Origin of the sequence: Gluconobacter albidus (assembly GCF_002723915.1) — a bacterium.
GTDB lineage: Bacteria > Pseudomonadota > Alphaproteobacteria > Acetobacterales > Acetobacteraceae > Gluconobacter > Gluconobacter albidus.
Genome location: NZ_BEWL01000021.1, coordinates 1 through 16,848 on the forward strand (window position 1 = coordinate 1; position 16,848 = coordinate 16,848).

The 16,848-nt window shown below is 56.5% G+C and carries 17 protein-coding genes; 8 read left to right on the plus strand and 9 right to left on the minus strand.

Going from position 1 to position 16,848, the window contains the following annotated elements; genetic code table 11:
- The 3 genes from GAL01_RS14625 to GAL01_RS14630 form a co-directional block, all read left to right on the plus strand.
- Positions 1–253 (plus strand): winged helix-turn-helix transcriptional regulator (locus tag GAL01_RS14625; protein WP_145995658.1); only part of this gene is annotated, 253 nt, incomplete at its 5' end.
- Between the two features lie 217 nt (positions 254–470).
- Positions 471–629 (plus strand): TIGR02391 family protein, encoded by a 159-nt coding sequence (locus GAL01_RS16195; RefSeq protein ID WP_145995659.1) that lies wholly within the window; start codon positions 471–473, stop codon positions 627–629.
- Between the two features lie 127 nt (positions 630–756).
- Positions 757–1,353, plus strand: a complete 597-nt coding sequence (locus tag GAL01_RS14630) for a sce7726 family protein (RefSeq protein WP_062027157.1) — start codon at positions 757–759, stop codon at positions 1,351–1,353.
- Here GAL01_RS14630 and GAL01_RS14635 read toward each other — a convergent pair.
- The 4 genes from GAL01_RS14635 to GAL01_RS14650 form a co-directional block, all read right to left on the minus strand.
- Entirely contained in the window at positions 1,310–2,395 is a 1,086-nt protein-coding gene (locus GAL01_RS14635) for a beta family protein (RefSeq protein WP_062027160.1), read from the minus strand. The genes GAL01_RS14630 and GAL01_RS14635 overlap by 44 nt on opposite strands.
- 11 nt (positions 2,396–2,406) lie before the next feature.
- On the minus strand, positions 2,407–3,672 hold the full coding sequence (locus tag GAL01_RS14640) for an XRE family transcriptional regulator (RefSeq protein WP_062027162.1): 1,266 nt from the start codon (positions 3,670–3,672) through the stop codon (positions 2,407–2,409).
- Positions 3,669–4,124, minus strand: a complete 456-nt coding sequence (locus tag GAL01_RS14645; RefSeq protein WP_197458947.1) for a DUF6932 family protein — start codon at positions 4,122–4,124, stop codon at positions 3,669–3,671. The genes GAL01_RS14640 and GAL01_RS14645 overlap by 4 nt, the downstream gene beginning before the upstream one ends.
- A gap of 595 nt (positions 4,125–4,719) precedes the next feature.
- Positions 4,720–5,742, minus strand: coding sequence for an alpha/beta hydrolase (locus GAL01_RS14650; protein ID WP_062027166.1), 1,023 nt, complete (start codon positions 5,740–5,742; stop codon positions 4,720–4,722).
- Positions 5,743–5,880: 138 nt separating this feature from the next.
- Between GAL01_RS14650 and GAL01_RS14655 the strand changes: the two genes are divergently transcribed.
- Entirely contained in the window at positions 5,881–6,375 is a 495-nt protein-coding gene (locus GAL01_RS14655) for a MarR family winged helix-turn-helix transcriptional regulator (protein WP_082790586.1), read from the plus strand.
- A gap of 422 nt (positions 6,376–6,797) precedes the next feature.
- Positions 6,798–8,006 carry an MFS transporter gene (locus tag GAL01_RS14665; protein WP_169926431.1) on the plus strand — a complete coding sequence of 403 codons (1,209 nt, stop codon included), beginning with the start codon at positions 6,798–6,800 and terminating at the stop codon, positions 8,004–8,006.
- Between the two features lie 407 nt (positions 8,007–8,413).
- On the opposite strand, the gene GAL01_RS14670 is transcribed toward GAL01_RS14665, so the two are convergent.
- The gene (locus GAL01_RS14670) at positions 8,414–9,217 is read right to left on the minus strand and encodes a YdcF family protein (protein ID WP_062026926.1); all 804 of its coding nucleotides are present in this window, start codon (positions 9,215–9,217) and stop codon (positions 8,414–8,416) included.
- 452 nt (positions 9,218–9,669) lie between these two features.
- Entirely contained in the window at positions 9,670–10,560 is an 891-nt protein-coding gene (locus GAL01_RS14680; RefSeq protein ID WP_099253374.1) for an AraC family transcriptional regulator, read from the minus strand.
- A gap of 268 nt (positions 10,561–10,828) precedes the next feature.
- Between GAL01_RS14680 and GAL01_RS14685 the strand changes: the two genes are divergently transcribed.
- Genes GAL01_RS14685 through GAL01_RS15580 form a run of 3 tightly spaced genes read left to right on the plus strand, consistent with a single transcriptional unit; the run spans position 10,829 to position 12,493 of the window.
- Positions 10,829–11,245 carry a VOC family protein gene (locus GAL01_RS14685; protein WP_099253376.1) on the plus strand — a complete coding sequence of 139 codons (417 nt, stop codon included), beginning with the start codon at positions 10,829–10,831 and terminating at the stop codon, positions 11,243–11,245.
- Positions 11,246–11,253: 8 nt separating this feature from the next.
- Positions 11,254–12,219: a saccharopine dehydrogenase family protein gene (locus tag GAL01_RS14690; protein WP_218017100.1), complete on the plus strand. Its 966-nt coding sequence runs from the start codon at positions 11,254–11,256 to the stop codon at positions 12,217–12,219.
- Positions 12,220–12,250: 31 nt separating this feature from the next.
- Positions 12,251–12,493 (plus strand): hypothetical protein, encoded by a 243-nt coding sequence (locus tag GAL01_RS15580; protein WP_145995660.1) that lies wholly within the window; start codon positions 12,251–12,253, stop codon positions 12,491–12,493.
- 585 nt (positions 12,494–13,078) lie between these two features.
- Here GAL01_RS15580 and GAL01_RS14695 read toward each other — a convergent pair.
- From GAL01_RS14695 to GAL01_RS15785, 3 genes are all read right to left on the minus strand, one after another.
- On the minus strand, positions 13,079–14,371 hold the full coding sequence (locus tag GAL01_RS14695) for a type II toxin-antitoxin system HipA family toxin (protein WP_062026979.1): 1,293 nt from the start codon (positions 14,369–14,371) through the stop codon (positions 13,079–13,081).
- Positions 14,364–15,062 carry a helix-turn-helix domain-containing protein gene (locus GAL01_RS14700; RefSeq protein WP_099253380.1) on the minus strand — a complete coding sequence of 233 codons (699 nt, stop codon included), beginning with the start codon at positions 15,060–15,062 and terminating at the stop codon, positions 14,364–14,366. Before GAL01_RS14700 ends, GAL01_RS14695 begins: the two co-directional genes overlap by 8 nt.
- 741 nt (positions 15,063–15,803) lie before the next feature.
- Positions 15,804–16,848, minus strand: a 1,045-nt coding sequence (locus tag GAL01_RS15785; protein WP_169926432.1) for a PIN domain-containing protein, incomplete at its 5' end; no start/stop codon positions are given.

A 16,848-nucleotide genomic window follows, 5' to 3' on the forward strand; every position in this document is an offset into this window, starting at 1 on the left:
GCCCAACATCACCCAGAGGATGCTGACGACCCAGCTTCGCGAACTGGAGCGTGACGGGTTCGTGTTACGGACGGTTTACCCGGAAGTCCCGCCGAAGGTGGAATACAGCCTCACCCCGCGTGGGCAGACCCTCAAGCCTGTCATCATGGCTCTCAAGGCCTGGGGCGATGAGCACACAGAGTTCAGGCATGGTCCTGAGATATGCGCAGATCAGGATGGCATACTCTGGCCTGCCGCAAAGGGGACTGAATGATTGCTGAGCAGTTATTTGGCTAATGGCGGAATTGCGGGGAAAGCAGAAAGTCGGCTGTTGGTGAGGAGTGAGCGAATACTGCCATCCGTGGTGCTCACGCTCATGATGATTATTAACCGACTAACGCTGTTCAAAGAACCTAGTCAAAATGACTGCTTTTGTCACAAACAGTCATCCGGCGGCTGCTTGATGTCAGTGGCATACCTGAACGTCGCCGATGATCACAATCGACGCGCTTTCAAGCGAGAGCGGACGGGGTGAACAGCGTGGGGTCACAAATCTCTTCAAAGAAGCTTTCGGGATGTTCCGCAACTCAACGACCCATAGCCCCGGATTCACCAGCCTATGTCGAAGGGTGACGCTCGGGATCTTCTGAACCAGGTCTCATTGATTCATCGCCGCTTCCATGCCAGCCATCTGCGGGCCCACGGATAGAGGTCGTGGCAGGCTTGGCGTAAAATTGGCCGTTGCCACTCCGCCATAATCCCGGCTATCGATCCGGGATGGCTTTGATACCGCTTCGGGACAGTGATGTAAGGAAAGCCGCCTATCGGCGGTTGCTTGCGCATGCCCAAGCCTGTCCCGACACCTTAGTCATAGATGAACTCGGCCTCGATCATGGCAGTTGCCGGATCGATATTGCCGTGATTAACGGCCACATTCGCGGCGTCGAAATCAAGGCAGAAGCCGACACCTTGGAGCGTTTACCGCGGCAGGTGGCCGCCTATGGCGAAGTCGTCGACAAGGCCTTGTTGATCGTCGATTCCAAACATCTCGCATCAGCCATGACGATAGTGCCTGATTGGTGGGGCATCATGGTCGCCGAGCGCGGCGCGACCCAGGGCGTGCGGTTCCGTCGTGTCCGACCGGAGCGAGCAAACAAGGGCATCGAGCCACTTATTCTGGCTCGTCTGCTATGGCGACCTGAAGCGCAGGCGATCCTAAGAAGCCTTGGCGTCTCGGAACGAGAACTCCGCGCTCCGCGCGCGACGCTCTACAAGATGTTGGTGGATAGGCTACCGCTGCGCCGTCTCTCACAGACTGTCCGCGAAACTCTCAAGGCGCGCACATCGTGGCGAGATCGGCCACCACTTTTGTAATGTGATGGTTCGAGCCTACCCACCGCCATGTGGACAGGCTTCCGGTACTAGCAATCCCGTCTCGGCACTGCTCGATATAATCACTGCCTGGCGAGAAACCCGAACCCAGAAAATGGGCTGATCCTGTAACGGTGCCACTGCATCCTCGATATTGCCCGAACCCATTGTCACGCACGTTGGCCCCCTTGGCAATAATCCAGCCATCGTCACAGGCGTAGCGGATCGTTGCCGAAGGCTTCACTTTCCTCATGTCCATTTGTGAGTAGCCATTGGCGGCAATGGCATAGTCAGCAAATGTCAGTTTGCGGGTAGCCCCGCCCAGATTAGCCAGGAGCGCTCGGAAAAACATCCATTCCCGCCGAGGCCAGAATTGAATGGGACCGGTCACCTCGGCCATAGAAGCAGGAAATGATGTCCCCGCGAGGATGAGGCTGCGCGCGGTCGCCATGGCATTCGATGCTTGGATCGCAGCGGTGACTATGTTGATCAATATGTCCTGAGGATCCCAGGCCGGGGCTTCGAGATCGAGAACCACATCGCAGTCGGCGATGGTCACACCGAGTTGCTGAAGTGCTGCATCGACATTGAGGTCGAAGTCGGGATCCAGGGCTTCGTCCAGAGAACAGCGTAATATTACCCCGGTATGCATCAATGCGTTCGCGGCTCTCACGGCCGCGCGATAGGCTGCGTTGCTGCTTAGTCTGATGACGGGGATAATCGTAGCTCCCCGTGCGAAAGCCTCCTCGCACAGGTATAGCATTGGATGCTTTCCGCCCAGCATCACCTCAGCCGGATCCAGCAGCCCACAGTCTAGCAACGCAAGGCGCCTTCCCCATTTGGCTCGAAAGCGAACGGCAAACTTTGCGACGTGATCGTCGATCGACTTCGAAGGTGTCCACGCCTCGAAGTCAAAATCCGGGGGCGTGATCTCGATAAGAGGAACGGTCTTATCCTTAACAGCGTCCGGCAGGCGAAAGAGCGCTTGGTATTCGCCCTGCCGCCATTTGAGGATCGGCACATAGTCGGTGTTCGTGATTGGCATGTTGTCGCCCCTCAAATATCAAACTGACGGCGAACTTCGCCATTGCCAACGAGCGTGCGGAACAGTGTGTAGTCATTCGCGTACCGCCGGATCCGGCCAGCTATCACGGCAGGTGCCACGCCAAAGCGTTTGGCATCGGCCACGACTGCCTTTTCGTTGCGGGTGAAGCGTGACACCGCAAGGTTCCAGTTAGCCTCCGGGATCAAGGCTTCCTGCGCAAAGTAGTCGGCATCTTGCTCAACCTTGTCGGCAGCCGGGGAATCGTTGTCGTCAAAGATCGCCGCGTATTCTCCCGAACGGATGTGCAACTTCAGATGGCCGATCTCGTGGAGCAGCGTGAACCAGAAGTTGTCGAGTCGGTCGTGACGCAGGGTCATCGCGACAATTGCATGATGACCGGCTGATGCCAGCGCGGCACCGTCAAGCAATGTGCCTGGCAGGTGGGGTTCGATCACCAGCGATATGCCTACATCGCGCAGATAGTTGGCTGCAAGGCGTGCTCCATTGTTTTCCAGACTAAGTCCGACCAGGCCGCGCACCCATTCCGCGGTGAGACGGTCTCGATCAAACGCACGGTCGGGTGGATTTCGATCGGCCAGTGCCCGAACTCGCGCTTCCCAAGCGGCAATGGAGGCTTCATGGACTTGTCCGCTCGACCGTACCGACTTACGGTGAAGGGCCATCAGCGCGAACTGCGAGTGATTACCCTGCAGGAATGCAGGGATTAGATCGCTGGCGGTCTTCTTTGCCTGTGAGAGCGTGCCCGAGAAGTCCTCGAACCAGCCGCGCTTATACATTTCGGCAACCGGAAATGCCTGCCAAACCTTCGGATCGACGCTATCGAGTTTCGGGCTGCCGACCAGTTGGGCGCGCTCGACGATGCGCACGTTGAGGGCGTCGGCCACCTCCGTGAGTCGGTCGAGGCTAGCCGTACGATAGCGATCGGATTCGTAGCGCTGGATCTGCTGTTCAGCAACGCCGAGGAAATCGCCAAGATCCTTCTGGCTCATGCCGCGCGCGATGCGGGCATGAATGAGGATATTGGGAAGATCGTGAAGGCTCTCCGCCGAGAATTCCGAAATTTTGCCCGCGCGGAGGTCCTCGTAGAAGCGCACGTCCTCCTCGAGTTCCTGGATTTGGTTGCGCAGTGCCGAGCGCTGCGCCTTCGCGAAAACTTCAGGAAAGTCGCTGGTCGACGTTTCAAGTGTGGCAAAAGCTCCCGCCAGCTTCTCGATCGAAGCCTTCGTCGACCTGTACTGCTTTTCGTTGGTGATCATGGCGTCGCTCCTTTCAGTGGTGCGAGCGGGATGCGGAGAATACCCTTGGGCTGACCGGATGACTTCTCGACTTGGAAGAAGTCGAGAAAAGGTTCGCCCGGCCCATTGGGCATTCCGGCAATGAACATCTCACCAAGGTATTTTGCTTTTTGCGCTGCTCGCTTGTTATCAAAATCAAGAAGAACAGGATCGAGCTTGGCCGGGTCGACCCCGACATGCTCCCAGCAGCCGTCGTAATCGCCGGGGTGCGGTTTTGCGGTAACGAAGCTACCATCCAAATAAACAAAACGACAGCCGGCGGCGGCCAGAGCCAAAACCATGCGGACGAAGCCATCGAACAGCCACTTGCGGTGGGGGGTGGTCGCGAAGCGAGCCTCTACCTCAGCAAGGGTCGTGTCGTGAATGCCGGGTGGTAACACGGCCCAAGGGCAAGGTGAGTCCAAATCGATCAAGTTTGGTATCATGAACACAACTATATCGTTGTGTTGAATTTTGTCCAGCGCAATAATGGCGTTTACGGTTTACGAGAGCCAAGGGTTTGTGGTGGTTGACGACGACTCTGGCGCTGTGGCCAGCGAGGCAGGTTTTGGCAGAATTTGCTGTTAAACCGGCCGAATTGGACGGTGGAAAAGTCCCAAACGTGGTCTATCGCGTTTAGGCTGACAATGTCGGCTTTCGGGCAACCACCATCACCACTTCGATGTCTGACTTGAGGGCGACTACAGCCTGTCCGCTGCCATTCGTTGAGCGGACAGGCAGTTCAGGGGGGTGAGCAGAATGTCGGCTGTTGGGCGGTAAGACTGGAAAATCGGTCATTCGTGCAATCGACTTTCACGACACAAATGGGCGTCTCCTGAAGGTCAACTTGATCAACCGACTTCGTCGGGCGAGAGCTGCCCGTCCCATGAGACGCCGCATATATGCACTCGTCATGCCAGCGATAGGTTCATGGTCAGTGCCTCAGGGACGGAGCAGAAACTGCGGCCGGCGCGAGGCTGAAGCGCTCCCTCTTTTTGGAGGAAATTGCTGCAGACCGCCCCTGTTCTCTCACTTTACCTTCGTAAAGGCATCGCGCAGGAAATGAGCCGCCTGGGCGACTGCGGCGGTGGCCGCCGGCGTCTTGGCGAGCGCATTGAGCATAACGAAATCGTGGATCGTCGCGTTATAGCGGGTCGTTATGACCGGCACGCCAGCTTCGACCAAGCGTCGAGCGTAGGCCTCGCCCTCGTCACGCAGGACATCGTTTTCATCTGTGATGACCAGCGCTGGCGCCTGCCCGTGCAGGATGGAGTCCGGCGTGTTCAGCGGCGAGACATGCGGCTGGGCGCGGTCCGTGCCGGCAGGCAGATACTGGTTCCAGAAATAATCCATGGCTTTCGCTGTCAGCCAGGGGCCACTGGCGAACTCGCGATAGGATCCGTCATTCATCGCGGCATCGGTCACCGGATAGAACAGGAGCTGGGCTACGGGCCTGGGTCCATGCCGCTCCGCAACGAGGCCGGAGACGACCGCAACCATATTGCCGCCGACGCTGTCTCCGGCGATGGCAATGCGGGACGGATCGATCCCGAATTCGACCGAATGACGGGCGACATGCTCCAGAACCGCATAATCCTGCTCGATCGCAGTTGGATAACGCGCCTCGGGCGAGCGTTCGTAATCGACGAAGATCACCACCGCACCGCTGCCCGCCGCCAAGTCGCGCACGAGGCGGTCATGGCTGGCCGGGCCGCCCATCACCCAACCGGCACCATGATAATAGACGATGGCCGGCGCATGGTTCGGGGCGTCGAACGGGCGATAGATCCGGATGCGCGTGCTGCCGGTCGGGCCAACGGGGAGCACGCGGTCGCTGATCCGGGCAGAGGGAGCGGTGACCTTCACCGACGCCTGCGCGCCGTCCAGCAGCGCACGGGCATCGTGCGGCGACAGCGAGGGGATGGCCGGAACGTGGGCGGCGGCGAGGCCGTTGAGGAAATGCTGGGTCGTGGACTCCAGCACGGGAGCGGCGAGCGCGGGCGCGGCGGCAATAGCGGTAGCCAAGGCGATGGCTGTGGAGAGGCGCTTCATGATGGAAAACTCCGTATCGATCAGGCTGCGATCGGCCTGTGAAGCATTACATATCGTGCGCGATATTATCGTGCAATACGGTAAATTGCATAGCTCCCATGCATTAACATCGCCCGAGATTTGATATTGCGCGATATAATGACCCTGCTTATGGAGGACGATATGAACGAAGACCCATCCACATCTGATCTGTCGAATTTCGTGTGCTTCTCGCTGTATGCCGCGAGCCACGCCTTCAATCGGCTGTACCAACCGCTGCTCGAGCCGCTCGGTCTCACCTATCCGCAATATCTAGTAATGACCGTCCTGTGGGGCAGTGACGGCAGACTTGTCGGCGAAATCGGATCACAACTCGATCTGGTCAGCTCCACCCTGACGCCGTTGCTCAAGCGGCTGGAGGGCGCTGGCCTTGTGGAGCGCACCCGCGACCAGAAGGACGAACGACAGGTGCGCGTTCATCTGACCGAGGCCGGTCGGGCCCTGCGCGTTCAGGCCGAGACGATTCCGGCTTGTGTGTTGGCGGCGACCGGGCTGTCGATCACCGAACTGCGGGACTTGCGTAATCGGGTCGACCGGCTGCGCCAAGCCGTCAGCTCTCCGCGTGCTCCGGGCTGCAATTCCGACGATCATTGAGCCTGTCACCCATCGATAACCATTTCCAGAGAGACTAGTCTTGAGTTCCCCCTACGCCCTAACAGAGACGAGCGGGGTCATCGCACTTGGCCGCCGGCACATACCGCGCATTTTAGGCGGGATGCTCGTGATGTTGGTCGTGATCGACAACAGCCTATCCTCGCAAGCCATGAACACGTCCGTTTCAGAGAAGCGAAGAGCGACGCTCTGGCTTCTGACATGTAGGCGTAAGCGGACCTACTGCTTACGCCTCATCTCCGACACCCGGATCATTCCAGGACAGGGCGGAGAGCAGACATTTATAGCGGTCTAAGCACAAAACAGACGTGGCATCGCGTGAGAGTGTTTCTCGACAAGGGTGTCTGCCGCACTTATGCGTATCTACTTACCCGACCTGCATTACGACAAAGAGAATAAGACCAGTGAAGTCTTCTGTTCCCGCCGTTCTAGACCCACGAATATGGCTTCTTGCTCTCGGCACCTTCGCGATCGGGACAGATGTGTTCGTCATCTCGGGTATTCTGCCCGAAGTCGCGACCAGCCTACATGTGGATCTCAACGGTGCTGGCCAGATCGTTACAGCCTACGCCCTGACATATGCTCTTATCGCGCCAGTTGTCGTGCCCTTTACCGCGGCCTTCAGGCAAACCCGGATCGTCATTGGCACCCTAACCGTGTTTGCCATCGCAAATATGCTCTGTGCTACAACGCCATCTTATGCTGTCCTGATTGCGGCCCGGATTATCGCTGGTATTGTCGCTGCCCTCTATACTTCGACAGCCTATTCCCTCGCCGCATCTCTCGCGCCAGATACCCGGAAAGGTGCGGCGCTCTCTGCCGTGGCGCTTGGCTTCACTGGATCAGCCGTCTTCGGCGTTCCGATCGGGACAGCGATCGGCGATATACTCGGCTGGCGTATGACCTTCTGGCTGGTAACGGCAGTCTCGACACTGTCTGCCATCATTCTGTGTCTCCGGCCACCAAAGGAGCCAGTTAGACACGCCGCGGTCGTCAGCATTGCAGCGAGGTTTGCGCCTCTTAAAGATCCAACAATCCTTCTTGCCATGCTGCCAAGTGTGTTCTGGAACACCGCCAATCTGATGAGTTATACTTATCTTGGTGCTCTTCTGGCCCGGCACCATGAGCCACGTACCGTCGTCTTTCTCTTTCTGGCTTATGGATGTGGTGGACTGGCGGGCAGTCAACTTGGCGGTCGGCTGGTTGATCGGTTCGGAGCTATTAAACCACTGATGGCATTTCTATTTGTAGCCGCCCTCAATCAGGCCGCAATGGGATTGAGCCTGCAGACAACCATCACAACCGCCGTGGCACTTGCTATCTGGTCTGTTACTGGCTGGGGCACTTTCGCACCACAGCAGGCACGTCTGATCGCTCTGGCCCCCTCCAACAGCCCACTTCTTATCGCCATTAATCACTCCATTATCTATTTCGGAACGGCCGCTGGCGCGGCCATGGGAGGGGCATTACTTGCGCACGGACTGCCTCTGGAGAGACTGCACTGGGTGACTGCTGCAATGCTCGCCATTGCTGTGGGCATCCTTGGAATCAGTGCTGCAGGTTCTGGGAAAGGCAATCTCCTTCGCCAGAAGATGGCCGGTCGACCAAGCTGACATCCCCTCAGGGGCAGCGCATTGCTTTTATGCTATGGTCAGTAAGGAAAATTAATCCGGTTCGACTGGCATGTTCTATCTGCCCCTTGTCAGATTACGCCATTAGCCGGGACAAAATCGCTTCGGATCTGCTCTCACCATGCAGGGCATGCTCTAGCCGAAAACCGGACACCTGCGGCTCTCCCCCTGATCCGCCTGTCGGCTCAGTGATACAGGAGCAGACAGGCGGCAGTCGCCTCATCTCAGACGTAGAGGATTCGAAAAGAGGAATCGAATAGCGGACAAGACTTATGAAAGAGCAGACCATAAAATGGGTTCAAAATCGGGTCAGTCGTTTTCAACTTTTTCTGGTTGCACTCCATGCATGACATACAAAAACTCATTATGAGACAGGATGATCCTCCCAGTCATACAAGCGCACGATTCTTCGCTTTTTCATGATTTTTCAAAAGCCCATGAACATGTTGATACGCGGTCTCAATCTCAGAAGGAATTTCAACATGCGGGATGAAACCCCGTCCACAGGGGCCGTAACCGTTTTCATCATCTCGCAACCGGGGAATTTCTCCCATGATCAGAGACAGGAACCGCTCCGGGCTCCATAGTCGTGAAGGGAGTTCCGCAGCATACGTCACGATTCCGTCTCGTATCTCGAGACGTGGAACAAAAGTCGGACAGCTATAAAAAACAGTTGCACATGATGCCTCCCGCCAGACTTTCTGGAAGGTGACGAAAGTTCGTAACTGCATGGCCGGATCCTGAAACAGGATAGTAGAGCAGGGTTCCAGCCCGAGTTCTGAGAGGAGTAATTTTGCAAAGCTCGCGTTCTCGCCGCAATTGGTGGAGCGCGTTTCCAGAACCAATTTTTCTTTGGGAAAGCTCCAGACTTCCGAAGCCAAAGTGCCAAAAATCTCGGCTTCGGATCTGTCTTTCAGGTATATTTCTGGTAGCAGATTTTCTGATCTGACAGTCTCTACAAGAAGAGTGGTCGAGTGCCCGATACCCCCTGAAAAAAGCAGGTGACAGTTGGCTTCACGTGCAGCCTCACAGGCTGCATGAGCCGTCTCAAGGATGGCATTTCCGGCGTGGATCACCAGATCCACTGAAGCACTGTCAGCCTGAGGCATGTCATTGAGGGCCAGAAAAGCTGATATCGCATTGACTGCATCAATATCGTTCTGCGTTTTAAGACAGGTATTGAACTCAGACATATTATTCTCTTTATCTTACCGAAGGCCGCCCTACACAGGATATAATGTCTCTACCGCAACGCGCCCGATTTCGGAAAATACCTCAAAAAACTGTTTTTCATCAGAGTGACCGCCACGGGTATAGGCGCAGACGATGGGCGTTGCTTCCGACCTTGGTCATGCACGGCTATATCTCCGGCAGCATCCTTACCGTTATTGCCGGTTTTGTCGCCCGCAGCCCAAGTGGTTGGAAACCCTCCATGTAATCTTCTGCTGATCTTCACTTACGGTCGTTTTCAAATGTCTGCTTATTGATGGCAAACGCTAAAAAGCAGACAGTCGCAAATCCCCCCTGATGCGCCTGTCCGCTCCATCCCTGCTGAGCAGACAGGCGGCATACGCCCTCAAGGCAGACACTGGAGTGGTAATGATGGTTACCCGAAAGCCGACATTGTAACGGTCACGGGTGATCGTCAGGCTAGGCCGTCGCGCAGCTCGCGCTGAACCTGGCGCACGTCCCTTGCGGGAGGCTGACCGAAGAAGCGTGTATATTCCCGAGTAAACTGGGACTGGCTTTCATACCCCACCTCATAAGCCACTGCAGCGGTGCTTTGGGCGCTGGCGATCAGCAGCATTCTCGCCTGAAGCATGCGAATACGTTTCTGAAACTGCAGCGGGCTCATCGCTGTCGCAGCCTTGAAGTGGCGATGGAAGGCTGAGGCACTCATTGCGGCGATCTCGGCAAGGGCCTCTACCCGCAACGGCAACTTGAAGTTCGTGCGGATCCAGTGGATGGCGAGCCGGACGCGCGATAGGGCGGTGTCGGGCATGGCGATGTCGCGCAGCATTGCGCCGTGCGGTCCCTGCAACACCCGATACAGGATCTCGCGTTCGTAGGCCGGAGCCAGCGCAGCAATATCGGTCGGATTATCGATCAGTCGCAGCATGCGCAGCCACGCATCGAGCAACTCGGGCGTCACCGACGCTACCGAGAACCCACTCGAACACGGCGGCGGGGCGACATGGCCGAGATCGGCAAGCATCATGCCCACCATCTGCGGGTCGATCGTGAGGCTAACGGCCAGATAGGGATTGCCGATAGCATCCGGACACACCTCGCCAACGGCGGGCAGATCCAGCGACATCACGAAATAGCTAGCCGGATCGTATCGCATTGTCCGTTCGCCGATCGTCATTGCCTTGCTGCCGGTGAGGATGAGGTTGATCATCGGATCATAGACCGCTGCCAACTCGTGCTCTGGTATCGCTCCCTGCACCATCGCCACGCGCGGGATACCGGTCTCGGTACGCCTGTTCCGGGCGTTTGAGGCAAGGTGACGCAGTTCTACAAGCTGTTTTTCCATGTGCCTCTTGTGCGCCTCTCGTGTGGCCGCGGCAAACGCAAAGCAGGAATAGGCAAAATCGAAAGAGGATCGGGCGCTGCCGCGAACGGGCCCAACAGCTATCTTCAAATCACTCGAAAAGTAGCGGAGAACACCCTATGAAAATCACGATCATCACCGGCGGTGGCCGCGTCATCCTCACCTGTAACCGCAATCCGGAGCAGGCGGTCAAGGTAGTGCAAGTGATCAAAGTTGCCGGCGGTTACGTCGTCTGAACAGGAGATCAGAAATGCTCGATCACGTCTTTCTATCTGTTGCCGACCTCGACCGCTCCATCGCCTTCTACATGCAAGCACTCGCGCCGCTCGGCATCACTGATCGCGTCGATTACGATGGCAAGAAAGCTCCTCCCGGCCACCCCGATCTCAAGGGCTTTGGCTGCAAGGGACGCATCTTCTTCTGGCTGCGTCAGGGCGTGGTCGAAGGACGGGCTGCCCATATTGGGTTCGTCGCGGATTCTCGGGAACAGGTTGATGCCGCCTATGCCGCTGCAATCGCCGCCGGTGCCACCGAGGCGACAGGCGGAGGCATGGGAGCACCCGGTGCGCGGCTCCATTACGATCTCCGTTATTATGCCGCGAACGTGCTCGATCCCGATGGCTACAGCCTCGAATTCGTGTTCAAGAGCTGGCAGCATGCGTCGTGAGCCGGCTCATGATCTACAGCGCTACCGGCTACACCGCGCGCCTCGCAACCGGCTATGCGAAGGCCGCGGGGCTCGATCCGGTCCTTGCCGGTCGTGATGCCGCGGCGTTGGCTGGGCTGGACGGCGAGACGCGAGCCTTCACCCTCGACGACCCGGCGGCTATGGACGCAGTGCTTTCGGACGTAACGGTTCTGCTCAACTGCGCCGGCCCCTTCCTGCGCACTGCCGAACCATTGATGCGTGCAGCGATCCGCAATGGCGCTCATTATCTCGACATCGCAGCCGAACTGGATAGCTATCGGCTCGCCGAGAAGCTCGATGGAGAAGCCGCCGCGCGTGGCGTCATGCTCTTGCCGGGGAGCGGCGGCAGCGTTGCGATGCTCGGCTGTCTGGCGGCGCGGGCGATCGAGACTGTGCCAGAGCCGGTACACATCCGCATCGCGCTTATGGTCTCTGGCGCGATGTCGCGCGGTTCGGCGATCAGCGCTGCCGAGAATGTGACCGTGGTCCTCCTTGTGCGGGAAGACGGGCCCCTCGTCCCGAGCAATACCACGGCACTGCACGAGTTCGACTTTGGCAGCGGCCTGACCGCCTCCTTTCCGCTGACCTTGCCCGACCTGATCACGATCTGGCGAGAGACGAAAGTGCCCAATATCGCAACTTTCGTGCACGTTGTCGGCGATGCGTTTCCCGGTGGCGATCTGTCGGCGCTTCCCGACGGCCCTACGGAAGCCGAGCGCGCGGCCAATCGCTGCGCCGCCGTGGCGGAAGTGACAGCAGCCGACGGCACGGTGAGCCTGCATCGCCTCGAGACAGTCAATGGCTACACCTTCACGCCGATGGCGGCAGCCGAGACTGCGCGGCGGGTGCTCGCGGGCGAAACTCGACCAGGGTTCCAGACACCTGCTGGCCTGTTCGGCAGCGGTTTCGCAGAGACGATCGCGGATACTAACCTCTCAAGGATCCCTAACTGACCTACGCCCCATCTCCCCAAGTTCCAAGGATATGACAACGACCTCTAATTCGCCCATTTCCGAGACTCTTGCCGTGGTCGATGCGCTTTATCGCTATGCTGCGGGCAAATCGCTACGACGTCGACCTGTCCCGCAATCGCGACGTCTGGGTCATCCGGCGGATGGTCGTCGACAATGTCTGGCGAAATGGCGATCTGAGCGTCCTCGCTGGGGTGTAAGAAAGCACCGTGACGGCACAGATGCGAAGCGCGAAGCAGCGTTCGACATTGTGTGACTGATCTCATCGGAACTGGGGGTTGGAGGATTGATGCTTCCGACCCACAGTTCGGATAGCACTGAGCGGAGGCTTTATCCTGGGTTCCGGCCGTTGTTCCTGGGATGGGTCAACAGCTTGAGTTGATCGGTAGATGCCATGAAAATGCGCGCTGCGAATGGCTGCCTTCGATCTCGTATTACCGATGGTGACTATCGTCTCTCCCCATGATCTGCCTGTCCGCTCAGCGATATAAGAGCAGAAAGGCGGCAGTCGCCCACTTCTCGGACGTCGAGGTGCCGCTGCCAATTTTCTGGAAGCGGACATAATGCGTGACGTCCGCGGATACATCTCCGCCAATCCCGCCACAGTTCAGAGCGACGTGCTCCAGTTACCGAACGGCATCGGCAGACCGCGCCATGAATAGCCGGTTATTCCGGCCGCTGCGGCCAGGATCGCTCGGTTTGTCGCGGCAATGGGGCTCAATAAGCGCCCACTGGGAGTCCGTCAGCACAGAACGTTCCATCAAAGGCTTGAATCACAAGCCAAGCCTCATGTGAATCCTTACGGGCCTTAAAATGATAAGACTGTCGCCCAAAATGCTCGTCAGCTTTTCCAGCTCTCGATTAAGCCAACGAGCCTACTACGAATGGCGTCCGTCACGAACGAGATTGCTTCTTCTGATAGGCCGCTATCGATGCAGTCCTTCGCGATCGGCGCAATGAGCTCCGTCATAAGGTTCACATAAGTCTCTACATAGCCTGATAGGATATCATGCTCCCAACCCATCCGGGCGGCCATATCGTCCCAGTGGCGCAGATGGATGTCCCCAATACTATAATGGCCGCTGACAATCATTGAAAGCTTGCACCTGTTTGGATGCTCCGCATAAGGCAAAAAAGTATTCAAATCATAAAGGGGAGTCAGTGCAGCGGCGTTCTTTTCTCCCAGGAATAGGGAGTAATTTTTGGCATGAGCGTCGGTGCCGCCTATGGCCCAGTTAAAAACGCAAGCCATGACAAACGAGAAGACATCCTCCTCAGAGGTGATCGATGTCTTTCTCAGCAGGTTAACTATCTGAATCATGCCTGGACCGCCATCTGACTGATACTTTTCTGTTGGCGGCTTGCCAAGAGCTTGACAGATATCCTCGGTATGCAAACGCAGAAGCTTTCCGCTGGACGTATCTAATCTCCGGTCAAATCGCTCTACGACGATTGCTACCTCGTCACCGAAACGCATGACCCAGCTGTGGGGCGTTTTCAGACCTGTCGCTCTGGCCAGCGTCAGGCAGAAATGTTCCCCCTCCACTTGACCCGGCATATCTGGGATAGGCAGCTTGAAGATGTGACTGGTGGGCTCAGCGCCTGTAGGTATCGCCCAGATTCCATCCTGCAGCACACGCAAGGCGACCTTGGGCTGCGCTCCGGCCAAGCTGAACTTGCCGTGGTCTCCTGATGGCAGGAAACCCAAAGGACTTCGCCCTGTCCTCAACCCTTGCAGTTTGAGCTCGACTTCTCTGTCGGTAAGGGGTGTCAAGCTTCCAGGCGAGAGCTTGTCCACACTTTCTAGTGGAACCAGTTGCACAGCTCCAGCGCAGTCCTCTCCTATTTTCTCGAGAAGCCGTAGCGGATTGCGCGCACTGCACTTCCCAAAACCTCGGCTTTCGTCCTTGGCCAGCCAATCCAGAGTAATTGCGTTGTCCGGCAGCAGGTTCCATAGCCAGTTGGACACAACGCCTCCGCCATATCCCTCCTGCCTGACCGGCATCGAGAGAGAAATGGTGGCCGGAGGTAGGCCATCCTGGTCGCATTCGACATACTTGAGCCGTTGGGTGCCTCCTGCGTCCGTGACGTAGGCGCAAAGCTTGCCGGCAACTAGGACAGCAAGTTCAGTCATCCTCACCATCTCCTAGCTTGGGTAGTTGCGGCTTCGTAGCGGAAACCTCTTCTGTCGTGGCGGCTGATGGCTGGCCCTCGTCTTTGAACGCCTCCGGTAGTCGGGCGGGAAGTAGTTTTGGACCGATGGTCCTTTCGGACAAGGTTTCCTTCATCGGGTTCCTGACCTGTCCCAGCGTGGCCATCCTTTCCAGGTGTTCCTTCATCGGGTTCCCGACCTGTCCCAGCGTGGCCATCCTTTCCAGGTGTTCCTTCATCGGGTTCCCGACCTGTCCCAGCGTGGCCATCCTTTCCAGATGCTCCTTCATCGGGTTCCCGACCTGTCCCAGCGTGGCCATCCTTTCCAGGTGTTCCTTCATCGGGTTCCCAACCAGTCCCAGCTTGGCTATCCTTTCCATAGCTTGCGGCACCTCACCAAACCGGTCGCGGTGCGCCAGAATTTCGTTATACTGAGGAGAGAGCTCTTTGCTTTCTACGGCTTCAGACTGTCCAACAAAAATCTTGATTCCGAGCATAGCCAAGGCACGCAGCACGCGACCAATTTCAGCCGTCTCGTTGCCTTGTTCGATGTCAGAAACCCACTTCCTAGAGCAGCCTAGCTTTTTGGCCAGAACGGTCTGGTTCATTCCCTGCGCCAGCCGTTTCTCTCTAATCTGGCTTCCGATGTCCGCTGCGTTGAATATGCCCTGCATAGGTTAAGCTCCGATCCTACAAGCTTTCATAGGTGATGAAACTTATAGGTTGCAAGATAACTATGTAACTCATAGGGGTCAACATAGAGATGGCACCCATAGGTTACAAGGCATTGATGTAACCCATAAGGGTCGATGTCGAGGTAGAGGGTTCGAAGAACCATTGTTTGATTCTCCTTTTGCCTGATTTCAGTTTTCTTGGCGTATTGATTGCTGGTTCGTGGACCTGATTTTGACTCTCCGTTTTGAACAGAGAGAAGGCTTCATGCTCTGGATTGCCACGCGGCTGGGTACCTCAGCACACACTTCCATCCAGAAATGGATCGAAACAACGAATGTAGTCTGGTGAAAGTAGGCTGATGATGTCCGCTGTCTCATCTGAACAGGTGAACAGCGGACCTTCCGCTCCCCCCCCCCCCCTGACTTGCCTGTCCGCTCAAGGAACGTGAAGCGGACAGGCGGCAGACGCCTTCATGCCTGACATACAGTTACCCAGATGACTTTCCTTATAGCGGACATGACCAGTTTAAAGCACTGTTGCAGATCTGGGTTGTGAGCGGACTGTTTGGTTTGCGTAAGCTACGCCCGGAAACTGAATATATACACCTGGCAAGCGCAAGCGGTTATGCGAAGTTGAGATATATATTTCGTCATGCATGGCGAAGCTATATGCGCGAGTTGCCGGCACGACCGACAACTGCGTTCCGCAGCCTGACTGCTGGGGCGATTGCAAGAGCGCTATTAGTAATCGTCGTAATTATCGTATACTTCGAACTCGCTCGTCATGATTTGGATGCCTACAACACTTGGCGGCTTGCGTGTAAGCTTTGCAAATACCCGAATAATGGGCTCGTCCTCGATATTGGTCTGAGCAAATTCAGTGCCGACGTATATGTCATCCTCGTTGTCGTAAAATGCGGACGAACGGTCTTCAAAATCTATATTAATTTTAAGGGGAATTCTTACCTTCAATATAACACTAATATCTTGATTTGACGCTGCGAGCACCGTGAAGTCATCGATTTCCATTTTACCATTGAGCTCGTGGCCAGAGACTTCGCCATCAGCCAGATCGCCAACATAAATGGGAATGAGCTCGTCTAGCTTGTTCTCTATCTTCCGTGCGATGCCATCAGACACTGCAGGCTTTGCAAGCAATTTTCTCGTTCTGTCGTTGATGTCTGGCGTCTCAGTCGCAGCAATTGACTCGAGAAGTTTGGGCAGACTCTGCATATGCAGGAGCATGGGAGATCTATCGACCGCTGCTGCCATCGCTTTATCGGCACCGACAACATACATCTTCGTCTCTTTTTGAATGCACCAGTTAACAAGTGCCTGCACGACAAAGGCGTCCGGGAACTCTTTACTCCCTATGCTTTCGAAGGGCGGTTCGCGATGAAAGTAGTCATTAAAAATGTCGAGCGCAGCTACGGATGTGGCATTGTGATCGACCACTGACCATTCGGCCCGCACTCTCTTATAAAACTGTTCGAATGCAGCCTCGGAGATGGCCGTCTGATCAAAAGTAGGAAAATCGCCAGCTATGTTCGCTGGAAGGCGGCCTTTCCAAATAGAAAATTTTTTGCGTGCTTCATTCATGGAGTTTGCCGCGTCGCCGACATTACTGCCTATTTGCCGTTTGATTTCGCATAGTGTGATGTCGGTAATATGCAATACCAGCCGGTCGGCCGCGATCTGCTCGCGCAGAGCAAGGAGAGGTGGGCTATCAAGGTTGTGACCCAGGCTACGATAAACCTGAGTGTCGAGAAAGACGTGATGGGTGACT

What these genes read in the sequence shown, in the direction of transcription:
- GAL01_RS14670 (WP_062026926.1), bottom strand. Translation starts at nt 9,217, where the DNA reads ATGTCTGAGTTCAATACCTGTCTTAAAACGCAGAACGATATTGATGCA.
- GAL01_RS14695 (WP_062026979.1), bottom strand. Translation starts at nt 14,371, where the DNA reads ATGACTGAACTTGCTGTCCTAGTTGCCGGCAAGCTTTGCGCCTACGTC.
- GAL01_RS14650 (WP_062027166.1), bottom strand. Translation starts at nt 5,742, where the DNA reads ATGAAGCGCCTCTCCACAGCCATCGCCTTGGCTACCGCTATTGCCGCC.
- GAL01_RS14635 (WP_062027160.1), bottom strand. Translation starts at nt 2,395, where the DNA reads ATGCCAATCACGAACACCGACTATGTGCCGATCCTCAAATGGCGGCAG.
- GAL01_RS14655 (WP_082790586.1), top strand. Translation starts at nt 5,881, where the DNA reads ATGACCCTGCTTATGGAGGACGATATGAACGAAGACCCATCCACATCT.
- GAL01_RS14685 (WP_099253376.1), top strand. Translation starts at nt 10,829, where the DNA reads ATGCTCGATCACGTCTTTCTATCTGTTGCCGACCTCGACCGCTCCATC.
- GAL01_RS14690 (WP_218017100.1), top strand. Translation starts at nt 11,254, where the DNA reads ATGATCTACAGCGCTACCGGCTACACCGCGCGCCTCGCAACCGGCTAT.
- GAL01_RS16195 (WP_145995659.1), top strand. Translation starts at nt 471, where the DNA reads ATGATCACAATCGACGCGCTTTCAAGCGAGAGCGGACGGGGTGAACAG.
- GAL01_RS14630 (WP_062027157.1), top strand. Translation starts at nt 757, where the DNA reads ATGGCTTTGATACCGCTTCGGGACAGTGATGTAAGGAAAGCCGCCTAT.
- GAL01_RS14680 (WP_099253374.1), bottom strand. Translation starts at nt 10,560, where the DNA reads ATGGAAAAACAGCTTGTAGAACTGCGTCACCTTGCCTCAAACGCCCGG.
- GAL01_RS15580 (WP_145995660.1), top strand. Translation starts at nt 12,251, where the DNA reads ATGACAACGACCTCTAATTCGCCCATTTCCGAGACTCTTGCCGTGGTC.
- GAL01_RS14640 (WP_062027162.1), bottom strand. Translation starts at nt 3,672, where the DNA reads ATGATCACCAACGAAAAGCAGTACAGGTCGACGAAGGCTTCGATCGAG.
- GAL01_RS14700 (WP_099253380.1), bottom strand. Translation starts at nt 15,062, where the DNA reads ATGCAGGGCATATTCAACGCAGCGGACATCGGAAGCCAGATTAGAGAG.